An 18848-nucleotide genomic window follows, 5' to 3' on the forward strand; every position below is an offset into this window, starting at 1 on the left:
GAGCATCCAGGCGGCAGAGCATCCAGGCGGCAGAGCATCCAGCTGGCAACGGCCGGGAAACGCTCCGCCGGCGACGTTCGCGGTACTTCTACGAGGTCTCGAGATGCTCTGCCACCCAGTCCGCCGCTAGCAGGCTCCAGATACTGATCATGTTTGGGCAGGTATGCCGTTCGCCCTCGTATACGATCAGCTCGTGATCGGTACCCCATATCCGGTCGAGATCAACGAGGTCCGCGACCGGGAAGATGTCGTCGAGCGTTCCGTGGACAGTGAGAACCGGAGCACCGGCCGGGACCGTGACGTCCAGCTCGATCACGTCGAACAACGCCTGCATGTTCACGGGCTCGCCGCAGGCGAACGCGCATCGAAAATCGTCCCGCAGGCGGCGGGGAAGGCCGTCGAAGGGAGCCACGCGCGGGCCTCCGGAGATGTTCACGACGCACCTGAACAGTGAGCCGATCCGCTGGGACATCCGGAGGGCAAGATAGCCGCCGAAACTGATACCAAAGAAGGCGAGGCGGTCGTGGGCAATGCCCGGCTGGAGCCGCAGCCAGGCGACAAGCGCCTCCACGACCGTTTCCATCTCGATATGGAGCGGAACCTGGCCGACGTGGATTCCCTGACCTGGCCCGTCGAACAGCAGGGCGGCGATGCCACGCTCGAGATAGGTCTCCGCCAGGGCAAGGACCTCGACCTCGGTCATCGAGTCCAGCCCGTTGGACATGATGATGCAGGGCGCCGGGCCCGACGGCCTACGATGCGCGGGCGGCAGGAACAACCAGTAATGGATCTTGCACGAGCCCGTCTCAGCCAGAGTCAGCTCACCCCGGCGACATTCCAGATGACTGTCCTCCAGGCTGCGCAGGAAACAGTCACGTACCCGTGAGCGCAGGCCGAGTTTGCGGTCCCGATCGCCGAAGTCCATGAACTCGGCCCAGTGATAGCACGCCGCGGCACCGCGCAACGCCCGGCCTCGCCCGGCGGCCGTACGCGCCTCGCGCGAGACGCTCTGGTAGCGGTCCCCCTGAGCGCACCATCGAATCCGCCATTCATCCCAGAACGCCGCCGACCGCAGGTCGATGAGATCGGCGGGAAAATCTCGGGCCACCGCGAACAGGTCACCCCAGTGGGTTTCGGCCGCATACCGCGAGTGCAGGAACATCAGTCGTGGAAGGTAGTAGGAGATCGCCGACAGGACCGAATCACTCGTCGCGGACGGCGCTACCGCGTCCGTCGTTGGCCACTGTCGGGGCGCCGTTTTCTCGGCCATGTCACGATTGCCTTCCCGGGAACCTGTCAGTTTTGTCGACACCAGATCTGACGGGCGGCCGGCGACCTCCCGGCTGTGCCTCTGCCGGCCGCGCCCGCGGTGACCGGGCGTGGCGGCCCGGCGCCGCCATCAGTCGTACGTGACCTGGCGCACGCGAGTCAGGAGCTCGCCGTCCACCGCCGTGAGCACGTCGTGCATGACGCAGCTCACGAAGGACACGTCCTGCCCGGGCCGGACCTTCAGCACCAGGCAGTAGGCGGTCGAACTAACGTCACCGTCGCCGAGCGGCCCCAGCCTGATCATGTTGACCATGTGCCGGCGCTGCATCGGGTCGTCCTCGAACTTCCGATGGAAGTCCGTCAGGTCCGCGACAATACCCGGCCGGGTGCGGGCGGCCGGGCGGCCGGGTGTGTGCGCGAACTCGGCGTCCTCGGTGAACGTGTCGGCATAACCCGCGATGTCGCGCGCGTCGAGCCGCTGCATCTGGGCCGCGTAGAACTGCTGCACGCGCGGGTAGAGGGTCTCCAGATCGAGCCGGGCGGGCATGGTTGTCATGACACTTCTCCGGGTCCGGTGGGCGTCAGTAGTTCCCAAGGCCGCCGCAGACATTGAGCGCCTGCGCCGTCACCGCGGCAGCGAGAGGGGAGATCAGGTACTGGACCATGGCGGCCACCTCGGCGGGCTCGACGTAACGGCCGATCGGCACGCGCCCGGTGATGCGAGAATGTGTTTCGTCCACGTCGACGCCCCAGATGGCGGAATAATGCTCCCGCACTCGTTCGGCCATCGGCGTCTCGACGAATCCGGGACACACCGCGTTGACCGTGATACCGGTCTTCGCGAGTTCCAGGCCGAGTGCCTTGGTGAAACCGACCACGCCGTGCTTGGACGCGGAGTAGGGGGCCGCGTGGACGACCCCCTGCTTTCCGCCGGTCGAGGCGATGTTGATGATCCGGCCGCGCTTCCGCTCAAGCATTCCGCCTGACGTAAGGACTTCCTTGGTCACGCGGAAGACGCTGGTCAGATTGGTGTCGAGGACGTCGAGCCACAGCTCGTCGGAGATGTCCGAGGTTTCGCCGCCGCCGGGGCGCCCGGCATTGTTGACGAGGACGTCGACCGGGCCGAACCGGTCCACCGCTCGGCGCACCAGGTCGCGGATCTGCTCGGGCGACCGGACGTCGCAGTCGCACCCGTCGACCGTGTGTCCCTGGCTTCGGAGATCCTTGGCGATCGCCGCCACCGCCTCGGGTGTGCGCGAGCACAGGAAAACCGCCGTGTCGTTCCTGGCCAGCGTGGCCGCGATCTCCAGACCGATACCGCTGGTGGCGCCCGTGACCAGGGCCACCCGCTGGGTGCTCTCAACCATGGTTGTCCGTGTCCCATCCGCCGTCGTCGACGGGCCAGTTAGTCGGGATGGTGCCTACCAGATAGCTTTCGGGCCGCGCGGGCGGCCGGGCGCGGGTAACAGTCAGCTGTGGACCTGAGCCCCGGGACCCGCGGCGTCAGAGCCGGACGGCTCCGGCGGTGAGGCAGGCCAGCAGGGTGCGAGCCTGCACGTTGACGTAGTGACCGTGCCGGACAAGCGCGCCGAGCTGAGCCGGCGTCACCCACTGATAGCCTGGAAGCGGCTCAGCCGGTACTCCCGCCTTGTCCGCGTCGACGAACAGGTACCGGCTCACCGCGTTCAGGAACCGGCCACCCTCCTCGGAGTGCCTGGCCTCGTACACGATCCCCGACGGCTTAGCCGCCAGCACGAGATCCAGATAGGCCGGCCGCTCGGTCCGTGGCTTTCCGGCGTAGTTCTCCGGAGTGCACTGGACCGTGGGGCCGAGCTCCACCGTGTCCAGGAAGCCGGCCTCGACCCGAGCGTGCGCCAGCAGGTGCGGAACGCCCGAGAAGCGTCGGGTGACGAACGCCGCGATTGAGGTCCGGCACGGCTCGAACAGCGGCTGGTCCCAACCTGCCACCTCCCTGTTCCCCGCCTCGACGTCGACGGCCACGACGCGGAAGTAACGTCGCAGGTGGTGCTCGATGGCATCGGGGCCGTGGCGCCAGCCGTCCACCTCGGCCAGCGGTATCAGCTCGGCTCGGACCTCGTGGCGGGCCCGTTCTCCGGTGAACCACGACAAAAGCTCTGTACCGGTGAGTAGGGATCCCGGCGAGTCCTCGTTCACCGGCGCGCACGCGAGCACCGTGCGGGCATCCATGTTGACCACAAGGTCCCGACGCAGCAGAGCACCGATCTCGCCGAGCGTCAGCCAGCGGAAATCCTCGTGTGGCTCGACGTCCTCCCGCGTCTCCACGATCATGTTCCGGTTCTGCTTCTGATAGAACCACGAGCCGTGTTCCGACTGGAGCACGTCGGCGAGGACCTGCCCCCGCCGCGGATCGACGAAGTATTCCAGGTACCTGACCGGCGCGCCCTTGTGCACGGCGGTGTAGTTGCTGCGAGTGGCCTGAATGGTCGGCGACAGCTGGATCAGGTTGGGGTTGCCGGGCTCCATCTTGGACTGCATCAGGAAGCGCAGTGCGCCGTCGCGTTCCTGGGCCAGCAGACCCAGGATGCCCGTCTCCGGCTGCCTGATGATCGGCTGCTGCCAGCGCGGGACCATGCCGTCCGACACCGACACGTCGAGACCTTCGACGGTGAAGAAGCGGCCGCTGCGGTGTCCGAGGTTCCCGCTGTCTGGATCGAAGGACCACTGGCCCAGCCGCTGGAATGGGATCGGCGTCACCCGGAAGGAGTTTGCCTGGTGACGCGCGAGCAGCCAGCGGACGACATCGGCGGCCCGTTCCTCAGCGGCCGCGCCTGGCTCGGCGGCCGACCGGGCCAACCGGGCGGGTAGCTCCGGGTCCTCACGGCCGAGGGCGGGCAGGCCCGCCAGCGCCCCGGAGGGGGGTGCCGAGGTGGGCATCGCGCTCACTCTCCTTTGAGATCTCTGTGGGTTCCCTGTCCTGGTGGCCCATGTCGGGGATTCCCGCAAGGGCTGAGCAGTGGGTCGTCGATCCGTTTCCCGCGAGTTGCGCCCGGGTCCGCAGCTCATCGAGCAGAGACGCCGCGCGAAGCGATGCCGGATCGGGAGGGGCCGCTCGCGCGGCGGCCTGCGCGAAGGCGCCGACCGCGAGGCGGACCTGGTCAGCCGCCGTCAGCACGACGGTCTCCCGATGGACCGACCGTTCGAGGTGGATGTGCGGCACGTGCTCGGCAGCCGGGGTGAAGGCGGGCTCGACCACGATGAGCCCGTCGCTGCCGCACAGCTCATAGCGGGACCGGTAGACGTGGTCGAGACCGAAGCTGAGATGCGCGCTTACTCCGCCCGGAGTGAGCAGCAGCGCGGCGCCACCCAGGTCGACGTCCGTCCACGGCGCATGGGTGAGGGTCGACCCCGCGACCGCCAGTTCGTCGCCGAGGAAGTAGAGGGCCGCTCGGAGCGGATAGACGGCCGCATCCCACAGCGCTCCCCCACCCAGCTCGGCCGAATAGCGGATGTCACCCTCCGGCCGCCGTGGCACCGAAAAGGCCGCATGGAATGAGCGCAGCTCGCCGATGGCGCCGTCACGCACCAGCCTCGCGACCGCCGCGTGCTGAGGGTGATGCACGAACATGACGTTCTCTACCAGTGCTCGCCCGAGGGTTCGGGCGACTGCGAGAAGGCGCTCGGTATCCGCCTGGCAGGTCGTCAACGGCTTCTCGGCCAGGACGTGTTTGCCGGCCCTGAGCGCCGCCTCGACCCAGTAGGCGTGCAGCGAGACGGGCAGCGGAACGTAGACCGCGTCCACGTCTGGACGCCCCAGCAGCGCGGCGTAGCCGTGCACGGGCTCGGCCCCGAACCGTCCTGCCGCATCGCGGGCCCGTGCCGAGTCACGGCTCGCGACCGCGGTGACCTGGACCTTGGGAGAGGCCGACATGGCGGGCAGCAACCGACGCAGGGCGATGCCGGCGCAGCCCATCACACCGACGCGCAGGGGGCTCATCGTCAGGTCAGCTCCTTCGCGTACCTGCGACACGCCTCGTACGAGGGAAGGATTCCCCTCTCTTCGGCTTCTTTCAGGGATGGAGCGTGCGTGTCTTTCTGGGAAAGAACTATCGGATGGTTCTTCGGCCACTCGATGCCGATCTCCGGGTCGACAGGCGACACAGCCCGTTCCCGGGCGGCTACATACGGCTGCGAGCACAGATAAACGACAGTGGTGTCATCGTCGAGCGCCATGAACGCGTGCCCCACTCCTTCCGGCAGATAAAGCACCTGCCGCCGGTGGGGATCGATACGGGTCGCGGTCCAGCGGCCGAAGGTCGGCGAGCCCAGCCGCACGTCCACGGCCACATCGAGCGCGGCACCGCGGACGCAGCACACCCATTTCGCCTGCCCAGGGGGCACATCGGCGAAATGGATACCCCGAACCACGCCGGCCCGGGACACCGAGAGATTGGCCTGCCCGAGCGCCAGTCGGTGCCCGACGTGAAATCCGAATGGATCCGGCCGGAACCACTCTGTGAACTCCCCCCGGTCGTCTTTCAGCACCTCAGGGAGGAACCGCCAGACGCCCTCCACATCGAGCTGCTCCATCCTGCCTCCACCGGCCGGAACGTCCGGGCCGCCGTGATCCCATGTCCGGCTGTCGCCCTGATGCGTCACGACGCGTCCTTCGGGCAGACCCGCGGCGTGGTGACCCGGCCACAGCTCCCGCCGGTGACCCGTGTGTTCATCGCTACTCCTCGCCGTGCCGCTCTGGATGGTCGCCTGTTCGTCGCGCCAAGCTTTTCGCTCACCGTCTGACCCGGCCGATCAGATCGGCGGCGGCCAGCGCAGGGGCCGGCATCGACTCCATCTCGTGGCGCAGCTTCTCCGCCGCCCGCCGATGGCCGGAATCGTCCAGCAAGGCCCCCACGGCCGCGGAAAGAGCGCCAGGGTCGCTCTGTTCCTCCGCGCCATCGATCGTGATGCCCGCACCGAGTGCCTGCAGCCGCTCCCCGGTCGCGAACGAGCTGGGAAACTGAGGGAGCACAAGCTGCGGCAGACCGAGGAGTGTCGCGGTGAGCGACGAGCCCGCGCCGCCGTGGTGCACCAGCACGTCGCATTCCCCGAGAATCAGCTCCAGCGGGGTCGGCTCGATGATGCGCACGGTCTGGGGAGCCTCGACGACGGATCGAAATTCCTGATCCACGGTCGCGATCACCGTGACGTCCGGAAGAGCGGCAAAGGTCCGCAGCATCAGATTCAGGTGCGGGACTCCGTTGAGGGCCAGCGTGTTTCTGCCGAGCGAGATGACGACCGTCCGGCCGTCCGGCCCGGTCGCCCGCCGCGCGCGGGCCCACGCCGGCAGTTCTCCCGGGCCGTTGAACGGCACGTACCGGATCGGGGTCCCCGGTGTCGCCGACGGGACCTGGAGCGTGGGCGGGCAGGGGTCCAGCGTCACAGTGGGCCCGGGGAACTCGTCCAGACCCGCTTCGGTGGCCAGCGGGGCGAGCGCCGTCCGCATGCGGCGCAGGTATGGGTCGGACAGCGGGTCGACGCTCCACCGGTGGTGAACGGAGGGAACGCCAAGCGCTTCCGCGACGATGAGGGTCCCGTATTCGACCTGGTCGGCGACGATCAGATCCGGGCGGAATTCCCGGGCGAACTCGAGATACCGGGCCATCGTGTTCCTGGCGTGCGTCGCCCATACCTCGCCGATGTTCTCCGACCGTCCGGGCACACCGGGCCGGGGCATCGTCTCGACCGGTCTTCTGTCTCCCGTGACACCGCGCATCCAGCTCGCGTAGCCGAACGGCTCGCCGATGCTCACGCCGATGAGGCCGGCGGAGCGCACGGCCGTCATCACGTCAGGTTGTCCGGCGACCAGGACGTCATGTCCAGACGCCCGGAACGCCCAGGCGAGCGGGACCATCGGCGTGAAGTGGCTGGGAACGGGGGACGATATCATGAGAATGCGCATCACGACTCCTGCGCCCTAACTCGTCGGTGCGGCTCCGTAAAAGTATTCAGAAGTATTCCGCGGTCGGGCTGTGAGCCCGTACCGCTAGACTTTCTGCGACGATCCTGGTGACCGGCGTTGAAGCGGCGCTCAAAGCTGGCTATAGATCACGGCCGTCCGAACCACCCGGCGGCAAGGGTTGGTCGTCAGGGCCATGCGCGCGTCCTCACCGGCGCGGCGACAGCCTCAGCGGCAGTTCGGCCAGCCCGCGAAGCGCATTGTTCGGGCGCCACCGCGCCCGGCCGGCCAGCTCTAGGGAGGCGGCGTGGCGAACCAGAGCTGTGAGCACCGCCTCGGCCTGCATATAGGCGATGGCGCGACCGACACAGGCATGGATACCAGCCCCGAACCCGAGGTGTCCGCCGGCGGCGCGGCCGAGGTCGAACCGATCCGGGTCGTCCCAACGCCGGGGGTCGCGGTTGGCCGCGCCGAAGAGCAGGAGAATCCGGTCGTCCGTGCACAGGCGGACTTCCGCCAGATCCACATCCCGCGACACGCACCGGAAGAAGAGCTGTATCGGCGACTCGAGGCGCACGGACTCGTCGAACGCGGCCCGCGCCAGGCTCGGGCTGGCACTCAGCCGGGCGTACTGCTCCGGGTGGGCGGCCAGGAACCAGAGCGTGGCGCCGAGTCCCTTCACGGTCGTATCCATCCCGGCGACCAGGAGCGATCGCACCAGGGCGGTCGCCTCGTCGCGACTGAAGCCGTCCTGCTGGGCTGCCCGGTGGATCTGGGCGCCCCACCCGTCCGGGCTCAGGTTCTCTGGGAGGCAGTGTTCGACGATCCATGGGGCGGCCGTCAGGCCACCGCTCCTGGACCGTACCGCCAGCTCGTTGGGCGGTCCGAACGCGTTGAACGCCATCTCGACGAAGGGCGGCACGTTCTCCGTCCGGCCCTCCCTCGGAAGACCGACCGCGTCCGCGAACACCCGCAGTGGCAGCGCCTGCGCAAGCTGTCGAATTCCATCGATCTCACCGATGCCGACCAGCCCACCGACCAGCTCGTCCGCCGCCACGGCCCACGTCTCGCGCAACGCACGCAGAGCGGCCGGCGCGAGGACGGAGCCGACGACATGCCGTGCCCGGGTGTGCTCGGGAGGGTCGGACTGCTGCAGCAGGCTGCGTGAGCGCGGTGTCGGATCGCCGTCGGAGCCCGGCGCGCCGGGGCCCGGTGACAGGCGCAGGTCAGCGAGTCCGGTGCCTGCTGACGAGATGAACGTCTCGTGGTCGAGCAGAGCCGCCCGAACGACACTGTCGCGCGCGGTGGCCCAGACGCCATACCGCTCCAGCCAGACCACCGGACCGGCCTCGCGCAGCCGCTTGTACGTCGGGTACGGATCCGACAGGACCTCCGGCGCGAAAGGATCAAGATCGCTGACCTGCGCGGTCATCCGCATGGCAAGTTCAACCTAATCTCTTCGACAGTGTGCAGTCAGAAAGGCCGTGGCCTCGTCGTCTTACTGACAGTGAAGAAACACGGGGCGTCAGTCTTCCCGCACCCTGGCCAGGCCGGACACCGGTGGCGCGCGCGGCCGATGGCGGCTCAGTTCAACCGCCAGCCCTCCACCGCCTTGGCCATGCCGGAGACGAGGAGAATGAAGTCCTGACGGGCCTTCCTCTCCTCCTTGGGGTCAATCAGCGACTGGGCCCGCTCGAAGTAGTCCTGGACGGCCCGGCTCTTGTCGTAGAAGTACCGTACGAAGGAGACGACCACATCAAGGACGGAGTGGTACTCCTGTTCGTAGTCCTTCCGTAGCCTGGCCTCGGAATCCGGCTCGTCGAGAATTCTTTCGACCGCGGCCGCGGCCAGTGAGCCGCCCTTCATAGCCAGCATGACACCGGTGGAGAACAGAGGGTCGATGAACGCCGCGGCGTCGCCGGTCTGCAGGAAGCCGGGTCCACTCAGCCTGCTGCAGGTGTAGGACCAGTCCTTGGCCGTGCGAGGCTGGGCCACCTGCACCGCGCCTGTGAGCAGCTTTTTGACCGCCGCCGACTCGTCGATGCGCTGGGCCATGATCGCCGGTGGCGACAGCGCCGGGTCGACAAACTCACTGCTCGCCGCGACGAACCCGACGCCGCAGGTGTCGTCACTGAAGGGAATCATCCACAGCCAGCCATTCGGGTGGGCCTCCACCGTGATGTTGCCGGCTTCCTCGCCCTCGTAGCGGGTGCCTCCCTGGAAATATGTCCAGACCGCGAGGTTCTTGAGGTCCGCGTGCCACTCGACCGTGTCGAGGCTCCGGCCCATGAGCTTCGACTGTCCCGAGGCGTCGATGACGAACGGCGCGTGCACCTCGGCGGTCTGGCCCGAGTTGTTGGGGCTGTAACGCACACCGGTGCAGCGACCGTCTGTGAAGATCGCCTCCCGCGCGGTCGTCTCCTCGATGACCGTCACGCCGAGCCGGCGGGCATGAGTCAGCAACATGTTGTCGAACTCGGCCCGCTTCACCTCGTAGGCGTGCGGCCTTTCAGCCAGCTCATTCGCCGGATGGTCCGAGGGAATCTCGTCGAAGCGGATGTTCCACGGTTCCCGGGTCTGGCCGCCCCAGATCAGTGTGATGCCGTACTTCTTGATCGCGCCCAGGTCCGCCATAGCCCCCGTCGCGCCGAGTTCCCTGACGACCGGCATGACCCCCGGTATCAGGGACTCGCCAATGTGGTACCGGGGAAATTTCTCCTTCTCCAGCAGGAGCACACGTCGACCACGCTTGGACAGCAGCCCGGCGGCGGTGGCGCCGGCTGGCCCTCCGCCCACGACGACGACGTCATACTGATCGCGCACCGATTGACCTCCTGTTTTCAACTCGAGATGACGGGCCAGAGCCCAGTTGTTCTCACACCGGGTGTCTCGCCGAGAGACGGCCTTTGGTCCCGGCGGTTCCTCACCGAGCGGTCCGGGCCCACAGCTCTGCGGTGAACTGGTGGTAGTACCCGCTTTGCAGAACGACCATCAGCTCCAGCAGCTTCGCCTTGTCCCCGGTGACGGCGAACTGACCAGTGACGAAAGCAGTGGCCGCGTGCAGCTCGCCTGCCTGAAAATCGACCAGATCACGGTAGGCCGCAGTGATCGTCAGGTCGCAGTCGTCAAGGAGTCCACGACCCGCCCCGGTGATGACCCCCTGTTCGATCAGGAAATGGTAGTCAACGACGCCCTCGGGAGTCCCGATCGCGCGGAACTGGGTCCGGACGTTCACGTGCGGTATCACCGGCTGGCTGACCGGCGCCAGCTCCTCGAGGGCCGTCAGGTACTCCTTGGACAGGAAGGCCACGCCCGCTCCAGTGGTCACGACGCCCCGTCCCCGCGGTTGCCAACCCGGATGTGAAGCGCTTCGACCTGGGGCAGGGTGACCCTCGGCCGAGGCAGCGGCGGCCGCGCTACCTCTATCTGGGAGAATCTGCGGAGAACGGTCGAGAAGACGACTTCCCCCTGCATCTTGGCGAGCCTCGAGCCCGCGCACGAATGTATGCCCGCACCGAACGAGACCGGCGGGTGACCGGTTCGGGTGACGTCAAATCTGTCTGGATCCGCGAAGCGGGTCGGGTCGCGGTTCGCCGCGGCGATCAGCATCATCAGCCGAGAGCCCGCCGGAATTGTCACACCGGCGATATCCAGCGGTTCGCTCGTCGTCCGGGGCAGCATGTGCACGGGCGGGTCGAAGCGGAGAACCTCCTCGACCGCCTGATTCAGCAGGTTCGGGTCGGCGCGCACCAGGTCCGCCTGGTCGGGGTGCTCGGCGAAGAGGCGTATTCCGTTGTTGAGGAAGAAGGTCGTCGTCTCGGACCCGGCAGCAATGATCATGTTGCACATCTGCGCCAGTTCGGAACGAGTCAACCGGTCGCCCCCGTCCGCCGGGTCGATCAGCGCCGAGAGCAGGTCGTCGCCCGGCTGGCGGCGCGTCCGGTCCACCAGGTCTCCGAAATAACCGTCGAGGAACTCGGCCGCCTGGTCGGCCTTGTGCAGCTCAGACGCGGTCATGCCCAGCTCGAACGTCCGCTGGAAGTCCCTGATGGGCTCCCGAAGCAACGGAGCCTCTTCGTCCGGGATGCCTATGAGCGCGGCCACGACACTGAGCGGGAGTGGGTAGCAGAAATCATTGCAGATGTCGCCGCCGCCCGCCTGGGCGATCGGCTCGAGCAGTTCGTCGACCTTGCGCTCGATGAATCCGCGGTACGCCATGACCCGCTTCACCGTAAGCGCGTGACCGAGGGCCTGGCGCAACCGCGTGTGTTCTGGCGGGTTCGCCCACAGCATCGTGGAAGCGAGTTTGCGCAGGGCTGGATGCTGTTCCCAGCCACCGCTGAATCGGCCGGCCATGAACGTGCGTACGTCCTTGCCGATCTGCTTGCTTCGCAGCGTTTCGTTGACGTCGTCATATCGAGTGACCAGCCAGATCCCCAAGGTACTGTGGTGGACCGGGACGGCCTCTCTCAGCCGGTGGAACCGTGAATACGGGTCCAGCCTCCCCTCCGGGGAGAACAGGATCTCCGCAAGCGCCTCGTTGGCGGCATGCCTGGCCGCGGCTCTCGGGTCGGCCGTGTAGGTGGCCATCGTGGACTCCTCAGTTCTTCGATCAGCGTGACGGCGCACCCGCACCCGCGGCCGCCTGACGGGCCATCCACACGACCGGAGCCGGGTCGGATCGGGCGATCCAGGGGCTGTCGGCGGGCACCTCGACATGCCGCCGGCGCGGGCGGCGGAGCCATCAGCCGGGCACGGTCGTTTCGATCACGTGCAGGAGTTGTCCGGCAGGGCTGACGCCGTCAAGCCTCAGGCCCGCTTTTTCCACGAGCCTGGTGACCCCGGTCCTCGTGTGCCGCTTCCCGTTCGTGTTGAGCAGGAAGAGCAGGTCGATACCGGTTGCGTACCTGATTTCAGGACTGTCATCGATGAGATTCGTCACGACGAGTACGCGACTTCCGGGCCGACCCGCTCGGGCAGCGTTACGGAGGGCGGTCACCGTCTTCTCGTCGTCCCATTCGAGAATGCTCTTGAAGAGGTACACATCTGCCTCGACCGGGACTTCCTGGAGGCAGTCCCCCTCCATTACCCGGGATCGCGACGCCAGGGTGCCGTCTGGGTGCAGCCGCGGATCCGGATGCATGACCGCGGCAGGAAGATCGACAAGCGTCCCGTGCAGGTGCGGATTGGCTTCCAGCAGGGTCGCGAGAGTGTATCCGCGGCCGCCTCCGACATCGGCGAAGGTCTTGATCTCGCTGAGATCCAACGTCGCGGCGAGGGCCGCGGATGTCAGCCGGCTCAGCTCCGTCTGCGACTGGTTGAAGATCTCGGTCGATTCGGGCCACTCTTTGTGAAGGTGCGTGAAGAAGTCCCTGCCGTACGTGTCCTCGAACGCTCCACGCCCCGATCGCACCGCCTGCTCCAGATCGGGCCACAACTGCCACGCCCATGGTTCGGTGACCCACAGCACCCACGATCTGAGGCTCGTGGCGGCGTCGCTCCGCAGCAGCCGGGAGACAGGGGTGTGCACGATGCCGCCCTCGGTCTCGGCGAAGACCCCGTAGCACCGCAGATTGCGCAACAGGCGGACGAGCACGGCCGCGTTGACCTTGAGGGCCGCGGCGAGCCGTTCGACGCCCACCGGCGCATCCGCGATCTCGTCGGCGACTCCGATCTGGATGGCGGCCCGCAGCGCTGCCGGCGCGGCGGACGCGAGTGAGAGATCTCGCAGCATCGTCACGGGAGACGGGCCGCTCACTCCGTCAGGGATGGATGAGCTGCTCCTGATCAACGTCATCTGCATTTCCTCCCGGGCTGCCGAAAATGTTCGTATGGTCGTCCGTCGACGCGGACAGCGTGCGGACTGGGACGAGGACGTCGGACATCTCTCGGTGCCGGACAACGCGTTGCTACTGGTTGTCCAAACCCTGGTAGCTCGTTGTGTAGCGCCGCTAGAGTCTGACTAAAAAGCAAGCGGTGCGGCTGGGCCTCCCGCCGGAGACGTCGTCGGCGCCGCGCGGCTCAGGTGCACGGATTCCGGACCAGGAAAGGGGTGACAGCGCAAAAGGTGTTCGGCCTCAGGCATGGCATGTGGGAAGGCGTCCGTGAAGTTCCACCATCTCGGTGAACAGCTGATCGACTGCCGCGAACGACCCGGGGCCGCCGCCGCGCAGCTCGTCGTACGCCCGGTGCAGGTTCGGCGCCAGCCGCTCGGGGTCGAGCAGCTCGGCGAACTCGCCGAGCTTGGCCTCCCGGGCAGCTCGCAGGGGGGTCAGCCCCTGGTCGAGACCAGATCGGGCAAGCCCGGTCAGCCAGTCCAGATAGCGCTCGGTGGCGTCCAGGAGTTCCGGCCCGCCCACCGGTCCATGCCCGGGAACAATGGTGACCGCACCGAGCTCCCGCAGCCCCGCCACCGCCGATCGCAGCCCCGCGACCGATCCTGTCAGGACGAACGGCGTAACCCCGGACATGACCAGATCGCCGGCGAACAGCACACGCTGACGTGGTAGCCAGACGACCGTGTCACAGGCGCTGTGTGCTGGCCCAAAGGAGCGCAGCTCAATCTCGAGCCCGTCCCGGTAGATGGTCATTCGTTCGCTGAAGGTAACGTCGGGCAGCACCACTTCAACGGCGCCCCAACCGACCTCGGGCCACAGCCGGGTGAGGTGGAGCCCGGCCTCGGCAGCCTCCCGCCTGGTGCGATCGTTTCCCACCAAACTGGCTTCGGGAAACATGAAGTTCCCGAAGGTATGGTCGCCGTGCGAATGCGTGTTGACAAGCATCGTGGGCGGGGTGCCCGCCGCCTCCACCGCGAACGCGCGAAGAAGCCGGGCGCGCGCCTCGGTGGCCGCGGTGTCGATGAGAAGGCTGCCACCTGGAGTGAGCAGCAGGCCGGCGTTGTTCAGGCACCAGCCGCCGTCCGGCTGCACGAACGCCTGAATTCCGTCGGCTATCTCCTCGAGTCTGGGCTCGCCGGTCAGGATGGGCACGCCGACACGTTCGCGGCAGGCGCTCAAATGTCACTCGAAGGACGACCAACCATCGTCCGGCGCGCCGTGACCCGGCCACGGGATCCCGGCGATGACAGCCACGAACTCGCGACGGCAGGTGGCGGAGGCCGGCTGGCCTCGCGGCCCGCCGGCCGGCTGGACACTTGAGCGTGATTTGAGCCGCGGGCGCCAGGCTGCACCCGCGACAAGTTGGCCGGCCGGAACCGGGGTTCTTCGCCTTGCCGACGATTCGCCACCCGCCTCCCGTCCGATGGGCGGCGGCGACCCTTCCTGGAGAATGCATGCCCGTCGCGTCCGCCACGATCGTCGCGTCGATTCCGGGCCACCGGCTGCTTGTCTTCCTGCTCCAGATCAGCCTGCTGGTGCTCGTGGCCCGTCTGCTCGGCGCCGCTGCGGCCCGGGTCAAGATGCCCGCGGTGGTCGGCGAGCTCCTGGCCGGGATCGCGCTCGGCCCGTCGCTGCTGGGCGCGGCCACGCCGAGCCTGTCCGGCTGGCTGTTCCCCCGCGTCGCCGTCCAGGCCAACCTGATCGACGCCGTCGCCCAGGTCGGCCTGGTGCTGCTGGTCGGGCTGACGGGCATCGAAATCGACACACGGTTCCTGCGCGGCAAGGTCGCTGCGACCGTTCCCGTGAGTCTCGGCGGCCTGGTCATCCCGCTGGGCCTGGGCATCGGCGCCGGCCTCCTCCTGCCCTCGCGGCTCGTTCCCGCCGGGGTTGACCGGACGACCTTCGCGTTGTTCCTGGGCGTCGCCCTGGCCGTGAGCGCGATTCCGGTCATCGCCAAGATTCTCCTCGACCTGAGAATGATCCACCGCGAGATCGGGCAGCTCACGCTGGCCGCGGCCACCGTCGACGACGTGTGTGGCTGGCTGCTCCTCGGGGTCGTCTCGGCGCAAGCGACGACCGGCGCGCACGCCGGTGACATCGCGAAGACGATTGGCTGGGTGGCCGTGACGGTGGTCGGCGCGGTCGTTCTCGGTCGGGTGGTGGGCAACGCGCCGCTCAGGTGGGCCCGCCATCACGGCGGGACGAACGGCCCGCTCGCCGTCGTCTTCGTGACGATCTTCGCGGCGGCAGCCGCCACCCAGGCGATGGGTCTGGAGGCCATCCTGGGCGCCTTCGCGGTCGGGACGGTGCTCGGCGCCGGACGGGAGCTGCGCCCAGCCGAGCTCGCGCCGCTGCGGACCGTGGTGCTAGGTGTGCTTGCGCCGCTGTTCTTCGCGACCGCCGGCTTCCGTACCGACCTGCGTGCGCTGCTGCACCCGAGCACCGCCTTGGTCGCGGTCGTCGTGCTCCTCCTGGCTGTCGTCGGCAAGTTCGTCGGGGCCTACGCTGGAGCCCGCGCCGGAGGCCTCGACCACTGGACCGGGCTCGCGCTCGGCGCGGGCCTCAACGCGCGCGGGGTCGTGCAGATCGTGGTCGCCACCGTCGGAGTTCAACTGGGGGTCCTGACGACGGCCATGTACACGACCATCGTGCTGGTCGCCATCGTCACGTCGATCATGGCCGGGCCTACGCTGCGCTGGGCGATACGCCGCCGCGACGAGGTCGTCGAGGAGGCTCCTCGCCAACCGTTGGCCTGGGGAGACAGCGTGCCGGCTGGTAGTTCCGCGTCGACTGCTGGCTAGAGGGCCAAAGGGTGTGCGAAAATGATCTTCCTTCGCACACCCGGCGGCCGTTGTCCCCAGGATCACTAAGCAGTACGACGCCAGGCTTGACCGAACCGCGCACATCGAAAGGTCGCGTGCCCGATCTATCGGCTACCTCGGAGGGTCTGTGTCCGTGGTCGCGGCCCAGCCAGGCGCTCACCTGGGGGTTAACGCGGTGAGTCCGCCATGGACTTGATGGTCGGGATCGTGGCAGAGGGCCTGCAAGACAGAGTCGATCCAGCGGGGATAGTGGCGTCCACGCGGGTGATCCCGACGTCGGCGACCAGCTCCCGCCGCCGCGCCTCGGCGTGCTCCCGGCTATGCGCGTAGGAAGCGTAGGACGGCGAGTACGCGTCTGTGTTCGCGATCGCCTGGCGCCAGGTCGAGTTTCGTGAAGATCGAGGTTACGTGGGCTTCGACGGTCTTCACGGCGAGGTAGAGGTCGGTGGCGATGGCGGTGTTGGAGTGTCCGCGTGCCATCAGGGCCAGCACTGCCCGTTCGCGGTCTGTGAGTCTGGCCAGTGGGTCGTCCTCGCGGCGGCGGGTGACGAGCCGGACGACCAGCTCGGGATCGATCGCCGTGCCTCCGGCGGCGACGTTGCGCAGCTCGGCGCCGAAGACGTCCAGGTTGGAGACGCGATCCTTGAGCAGGTAGCCGACCCCGCCGTCGAACTCGGTCATCAGTCGAAGGGCGTGGTGCACTTCGACGTACTGCGACAGCAGCATCAGCCCGACCGATGGTGCGGCGGCTCGGATGGCCCGCGCGGCCTCGATGCCCTCGTCGGCGAAGCCCGGTGGCATCCGTAGGTCCAACACCGCCACGTCGGGTGGGTTGCCGCGTGCCATGGCGACCAGCGTGTCTCCGTCGGCGTACTGGCCGGTGACGTCGAAGCCCATCTCGGTCAGGATGCGGGCCAGCCCCTCCCGGAACAGGACGGCGTCGTCCGCCAGCATCACCCGCACGGGATCACCGTCCGCAGCCGCGTTCCCGCGGGCCCGCTGTCGACGACCAGCCTGGCGTCGAGGGCGGCGAGGCGGTCGGTGAGTCCTTCCAGGCCGGATCCTGGACGCGCCTGCGCCCCGCCCACGCCGTCGTCGCGGACCTCCAGCAGCAGCCCGTGCGCGGTCAGCTCCGCGGTGACGGTCGTGATCCGGGCATTGGCGTGCTTGGCCGCGTTCGTGAGGCCCTCGCTGACGACGAAATACGCCGTCGCCTCCACCGTGGGTGCCAGCCGGCGGTCCACGGCGACGCGCAGGCGCACCGGAACGGCGGACCGGTCGGCGAGATAGCCGAGCGCGGCCTCCAACCCGTCCTGGGTGAGCACGGCCGGGTGCAGCCCGCGCGCAGTCTCGCGCAGCTCGGCGGTGGCTTGCAGCAGCTGTTGGCGGGCCGACTCGGCCCGTTCGGCGAACGCGGCGGCGCCGTCGGCGGCCTGGGCGAGCGCGCCGAGCTCCATCGCGACGGTGACCAGCCGCTGCTGGGCCCCGTCGTGCAGGTCGCGCTCCAGCCGGCGCCGGGCCTCGTCGCCCGCGGCGACCAGGCGCTGGGCGCTGGCGCGCAGCTCCAGGGCGAGACCCGCCTGGGCGGCCAGGTCGGCGAGCAGACCGCGTTCCTGGGAGGTCAACGAGCCACGCGCTCCCGCCGTCACGGCGAGCGCGCCGACGGTCCGGCCACCGTGTGCCACCGGCACCGCGCGCCCGCCGAGCGCCAGCTCGTCGAAGGTGCGCACCTCGCCCGGACACCCCGCCGGCCACGCCGACACCGCGCGCAGCTCGTCGGCGGGTCCCGTCCACAGCACAACCCGCCGCGCACCCGTGCCTTCGGCGACCGTGGCGCACAGCCCGTCGAGCAGTCCGCTCGACGGGCCCGTCAGCTGGGCGGACAGCCGTGACAGGGTCTCGTACGGGGTGGCGCGGCGGCCGTAGACGATCCGGTCCGCCGCCCGCTGGGCGCGGCGGCGCAGCGGCTCGAACGCCACGGCGACCAGCGCGGTGGCCAGCAGCGCGAGCAGCGTGCCCGAACCGCCGATCAGGCTGCCGACGGCGACGACGATGACGGCGTACCCGAGGGTGACCACCGCCGCCATCGCGCCCCAGACGAGCGTCGTGTTGATCACCGGGTCGACGTCGTAGAGGCGGTACTTGAGGATGGCCGCCCCCGCGGCCAGCGGCACCAGCGGCACGGCCAGCAGCCCGGGCTCGGGTGTGCCCCACCCGATCAGCCCCACGGCCATCACCGCCCCCGTCGCCGCCACGGCGAAGACGAACCAGCGCAACTGCCGGGACTCATCACCCTGGGCGCGTGCCAGCCGCGCGATCGCGCACACCACCCAGACGAGCTGGAACGCCGGGTAGCCAATCGCTGCCGCCCAGGGGTGGATGGCGGCCGCGGCCGCGGCGCCCGGGATGTGCAGCGGGTGCGGCGCGGCCAGCGGCACCCGCTCGTACTCGACCGGCCACAGCGCCGACATCGCCGCGAGCGCGACGCCCAGCACAGCCAGTGTCCCGACAACCGCCCGCCACGCGGGCGAGGGCAGCCGCCCGGTCGGGAAGCTCATGAGAGTGACCGCGGTCAGCACGAACACCAGCGGGAGCGGCCACACACCGAGCCAGCCGATCCAGGAGGCGGCGGGCAGCGCGGGGGTGCGCAGGCCGTACTGGCGGGCCGCGAACATCGCCGCCTGTGCCACCCCGGTGGCGACGAAAAGCCAGGCCTCACGGTTGGCCGCCCGCTGCCACACCACGTAAAGCCCAACGGCGGTGAAGGCGACGCCGAGCAGGCCGTTGTGCAGATTGTCGAGCCGGACCCCGAGGGCGAAACCGCCCGCCACCAGCGCCGTGACGGCGACGCCGCTCGCCGGTCCCGACACGCGCGGCGGGATCCGAAGCACAGCCACATGGTGCACCGGGGCGCTTGCCGCGCGGTACCGGGATAACCCTGCAACCCCGCCGGGTCTGCTCGGATGTGTCGCCGCGGTCGCGCCG

General features: G+C 68.7%; 16 protein-coding genes. 1 reads left to right on the plus strand and 15 read right to left on the minus strand.

Going from position 1 to position 18848, the window contains the following annotated elements:
* Positions 1-88: 88 nt before the first annotated feature.
* The 13 genes from QOZ89_RS23705 to QOZ89_RS23765 form a co-directional block, all read right to left on the minus strand.
* A complete protein-coding gene (locus QOZ89_RS23705) occupies positions 89-1270 on the minus strand; it encodes an alpha/beta hydrolase family protein (RefSeq protein ID WP_312625287.1) in 1182 nt (393 codons plus the stop codon).
* A 129-nt stretch (positions 1271-1399) separates the two neighbouring features.
* Complete coding sequence (locus QOZ89_RS23710; protein WP_312625288.1) at positions 1400-1825, minus strand: nuclear transport factor 2 family protein; 426 nt, start codon at positions 1823-1825, stop codon at positions 1400-1402.
* Positions 1826-1850: 25 nt separating this feature from the next.
* Positions 1851-2636 carry a 3-oxoacyl-ACP reductase FabG gene (gene fabG, locus QOZ89_RS23715; protein ID WP_312625289.1) on the minus strand — a complete coding sequence of 262 codons (786 nt, stop codon included), beginning with the start codon at positions 2634-2636 and terminating at the stop codon, positions 1851-1853.
* Between the two features lie 136 nt (positions 2637-2772).
* Positions 2773-4185, minus strand: coding sequence for an NDP-hexose 2,3-dehydratase family protein (locus QOZ89_RS23720; RefSeq protein ID WP_312625290.1), 1413 nt, complete (start codon positions 4183-4185; stop codon positions 2773-2775).
* Positions 4127-5245, minus strand: a complete 1119-nt coding sequence (locus QOZ89_RS23725; protein ID WP_071046754.1) for a Gfo/Idh/MocA family protein — start codon at positions 5243-5245, stop codon at positions 4127-4129. The genes QOZ89_RS23720 and QOZ89_RS23725 overlap by 59 nt, the downstream gene beginning before the upstream one ends.
* A 2-nt stretch (positions 5246-5247) precedes the next feature.
* Positions 5248-5838, minus strand: a complete 591-nt coding sequence (locus QOZ89_RS23730; RefSeq protein WP_071046753.1) for a dTDP-4-dehydrorhamnose 3,5-epimerase family protein — start codon at positions 5836-5838, stop codon at positions 5248-5250.
* Between the two features lie 199 nt (positions 5839-6037).
* Positions 6038-7207 (minus strand): glycosyltransferase, encoded by a 1170-nt coding sequence (locus QOZ89_RS23735; protein ID WP_071046752.1) that lies wholly within the window; start codon positions 7205-7207, stop codon positions 6038-6040.
* Positions 7208-7412: 205 nt separating this feature from the next.
* Complete coding sequence (locus QOZ89_RS23740) at positions 7413-8642, minus strand: cytochrome P450 (protein WP_312625293.1); 1230 nt, start codon at positions 8640-8642, stop codon at positions 7413-7415.
* Positions 8643-8788: 146 nt separating this feature from the next.
* Positions 8789-10027: an NAD(P)/FAD-dependent oxidoreductase gene (locus QOZ89_RS23745; protein ID WP_071046751.1), complete on the minus strand. Its 1239-nt coding sequence runs from the start codon at positions 10025-10027 to the stop codon at positions 8789-8791.
* 100 nt (positions 10028-10127) lie between these two features.
* Positions 10128-10532 (minus strand): SCP2 sterol-binding domain-containing protein, encoded by a 405-nt coding sequence (locus QOZ89_RS23750; RefSeq protein ID WP_312625297.1) that lies wholly within the window; start codon positions 10530-10532, stop codon positions 10128-10130.
* Positions 10529-11794 (minus strand): cytochrome P450, encoded by a 1266-nt coding sequence (locus QOZ89_RS23755; protein WP_312625298.1) that lies wholly within the window; start codon positions 11792-11794, stop codon positions 10529-10531. The genes QOZ89_RS23750 and QOZ89_RS23755 overlap by 4 nt, the downstream gene beginning before the upstream one ends.
* A 154-nt stretch (positions 11795-11948) precedes the next feature.
* On the minus strand, positions 11949-13007 hold the full coding sequence (locus QOZ89_RS23760) for a methyltransferase (RefSeq protein WP_491723669.1): 1059 nt from the start codon (positions 13005-13007) through the stop codon (positions 11949-11951).
* 274 nt (positions 13008-13281) lie between these two features.
* Positions 13282-14193, minus strand: coding sequence for an MBL fold metallo-hydrolase (locus QOZ89_RS23765; protein WP_116271407.1), 912 nt, complete (start codon positions 14191-14193; stop codon positions 13282-13284).
* Between the two features lie 302 nt (positions 14194-14495).
* Here QOZ89_RS23765 and QOZ89_RS23770 point away from each other — a divergent pair, with 302 nt between their 5' ends.
* A complete protein-coding gene (locus tag QOZ89_RS23770) occupies positions 14496-15842 on the plus strand; it encodes a cation:proton antiporter (protein WP_312625301.1) in 1347 nt (448 codons plus the stop codon).
* Positions 15843-16181: 339 nt separating this feature from the next.
* Here the strand turns inward: QOZ89_RS23770 and QOZ89_RS23775 are convergent, their stop codons facing one another.
* Both QOZ89_RS23775 and QOZ89_RS23780 read right to left on the minus strand, forming a co-directional pair.
* A complete protein-coding gene (locus tag QOZ89_RS23775) occupies positions 16182-16817 on the minus strand; it encodes a response regulator transcription factor (protein ID WP_312625436.1) in 636 nt (211 codons plus the stop codon).
* Entirely contained in the window at positions 16817-18760 is a 1944-nt protein-coding gene (locus QOZ89_RS23780; RefSeq protein ID WP_312625303.1) for a sensor histidine kinase, read from the minus strand. The genes QOZ89_RS23775 and QOZ89_RS23780 overlap by 1 nt, the downstream gene beginning before the upstream one ends.
* Positions 18761-18848 lie beyond the last annotated feature (88 nt).

This window comes from Pseudofrankia coriaricola (genome assembly GCF_032027725.1).
Taxonomy (GTDB): domain Bacteria; phylum Actinomycetota; class Actinomycetes; order Frankiales; family Frankiaceae; genus Pseudofrankia.

Bases quoted from the DNA above. Each gene is read 5' to 3' on its own strand.
- QOZ89_RS23705 (WP_312625287.1), bottom strand. From the start codon at position 1,270: ATGGCCGAGAAAACGGCGCCCCGACAGTGGCCAACGACGGACGCGGTA.
- QOZ89_RS23710 (WP_312625288.1), bottom strand. From the start codon at position 1,825: ATGACAACCATGCCCGCCCGGCTCGATCTGGAGACCCTCTACCCGCGC.
- fabG (WP_312625289.1), bottom strand. From the start codon at position 2,636: ATGGTTGAGAGCACCCAGCGGGTGGCCCTGGTCACGGGCGCCACCAGC.
- QOZ89_RS23720 (WP_312625290.1), bottom strand. From the start codon at position 4,185: ATGCCCACCTCGGCACCCCCCTCCGGGGCGCTGGCGGGCCTGCCCGCC.
- QOZ89_RS23725 (WP_071046754.1), bottom strand. From the start codon at position 5,245: ATGAGCCCCCTGCGCGTCGGTGTGATGGGCTGCGCCGGCATCGCCCTG.
- QOZ89_RS23730 (WP_071046753.1), bottom strand. From the start codon at position 5,838: ATGGAGCAGCTCGATGTGGAGGGCGTCTGGCGGTTCCTCCCTGAGGTG.
- QOZ89_RS23735 (WP_071046752.1), bottom strand. From the start codon at position 7,207: ATGCGCATTCTCATGATATCGTCCCCCGTTCCCAGCCACTTCACGCCG.
- QOZ89_RS23740 (WP_312625293.1), bottom strand. From the start codon at position 8,642: ATGCGGATGACCGCGCAGGTCAGCGATCTTGATCCTTTCGCGCCGGAG.
- QOZ89_RS23755 (WP_312625298.1), bottom strand. From the start codon at position 11,794: ATGGCCACCTACACGGCCGACCCGAGAGCCGCGGCCAGGCATGCCGCC.
- QOZ89_RS23760 (WP_491723669.1), bottom strand. From the start codon at position 13,007: ATGCAGATGACGTTGATCAGGAGCAGCTCATCCATCCCTGACGGAGTG.
- QOZ89_RS23770 (WP_312625301.1), top strand. From the start codon at position 14,496: ATGCCCGTCGCGTCCGCCACGATCGTCGCGTCGATTCCGGGCCACCGG.
- QOZ89_RS23775 (WP_312625436.1), bottom strand. From the start codon at position 16,817: ATGCTGGCGGACGACGCCGTCCTGTTCCGGGAGGGGCTGGCCCGCATC.